Annotated in this window: 1 protein-coding gene; it reads left to right on the top strand. The window is 68.1% G+C overall.

The features are described from left to right. Nucleotides 1–293 precede the first annotated feature (293 nt). Nucleotides 294–1,493: an IS30 family transposase gene (locus ACFUJR_RS39245; RefSeq protein WP_383181719.1), complete on the top strand. Its 1,200-nt coding sequence runs from the start codon at nt 294–296 to the stop codon at nt 1,491–1,493. Nucleotides 1,494–1,500 lie beyond the last annotated feature (7 nt).

Genomic DNA, 1,500 nt, shown 5'->3' with positions numbered 1-1,500 from the left:
CCAGGGCGGATTCAACTGGTCGTCGCAACACCTTGATTTCGGAGGTGTTCAAGATCGCTACGGAGGACTGGAGCCGGAAGACCGGCGATGTGCCCGAGGAGCTTCGGCGGCAGTGGCGTGCCGATCGGGCGCTGAGGCCGGCGATGCGCTCCCCTGGCCGGCCTGATCCGTCGCGGGTGGTGCAGCGGCAGTTCTGGCGGCTGATCGCCACGGGCGTCACGACGGCTGAGGCATCGCTGGCGGTCGGGGTTTCGGTGCCGGTCGGTTCTCGGTGGTTCCGTCACGCTGGCGGCATGCCGCCGATCTCTCTGGCCGAGCCCACCGGCCGCTACCTGTCCTTCGAGGAGCGCGAGGAGATCGCGATTCTGCGTGCCCAGGACAAGGGCGTGCGAGAGATCGCCCGCGCGATCGGGCGTGACCCGGGGACGATCTCGCGCGAGTTGCGCCGCAACGCCGCCACCCGCAGCGGGAAGCAGGAGTATCGGGCCACGGTCGCTCAGTGGAAGGCGCAGCAGGCCGCGAAGCGCCCGAAGGCGGCCAAGCTCGCGGGCAACGACAGGTTGCGTGAATACGTGCAGGAACGGCTCGCCGGCAGTGTCCGTCGTCCCGACGGCTCGATTGTCACCGGGCCCAAGACGCCCGCGTGGAAGGGGCTGAACAAGCCGCACCGGCAGGACAGAAGATGGGCGACGGCATGGAGCCCGGAACAGATCTCGCGGCGGCTTCGCGTCGATTTCCCCGATGATGAGTCCATGCGCATCAGCCACGAAGCGATCTACCAGGCGCTGTTCATCGAGGGCCGCGGTGCGCTCAAACGGGAGCTGGTCGCGTGTCTGCGGACCGGCCGGGCGTTGCGTACTCCCCGCGCACGGTCGCAGAACAGGCCGCAAGGGCACGTCACCGAGGACGTCGTCCTCAGCCAACGCCCCGCCGAGGCCGCGGACCGCGCGGTCCCCGGACATTGGGAAGGCGATCTGATCATCGGGACCGGCCGCTCCGCGATCGGCACGCTCGTCGAGCGCAGCAGCCGCTCCACACTCCTGGTGCACCTGCCCCGGCTCGAAGGCTGGGGCGAGAATCCGCCGGTGAAGAACGGCACCTCACTCGGGGGCTACGGCGCGATCGCGATGAACGCGGCGCTCACCACATCGATGGCACAGCTGCCCGAGCAGCTGCGCAAGACCCTGACCTGGGACCGGGGCAAGGAACTCTCCGGCCATGCCCAGTTCGCCCTCGATACCGGGACGAAGGTGTTCTTCGCCGATCCGCACTCGCCCTGGCAACGACCGACGAACGAGAACACCAACGGGCTGCTGCGTCAGTACTTCCCGAAAGGCACAGACCTCTCCCGGTGGTCGTCCGCGGACCTCGAAGCCGTCGCCCTGGCCATCAACAACCGGCCCCGCAAAATCCTCGGCTGGAAGACTCCAGCGGAGGTGTTCGAGGAACAGCTACGCTCGCTACAACAGCCCGGTGTTGCAACCACCAGTTGAACTCGCC

The organism is Streptomyces sp. NPDC057271 (assembly GCF_042668715.1).
In the GTDB taxonomy this organism is placed as follows: Bacteria; Actinomycetota; Actinomycetes; order Streptomycetales; family Streptomycetaceae; genus Streptomyces.
This window is presented reverse-complemented; position numbering and strand designations above follow the sequence as displayed.

Excerpts from the sequence above, each read along its gene's own strand:
- ACFUJR_RS39245 (WP_383181719.1), top strand. The coding sequence starts at position 294 with ATGCCGCCGATCTCTCTGGCCGAGCCCACCGGCCGCTACCTGTCCTTC.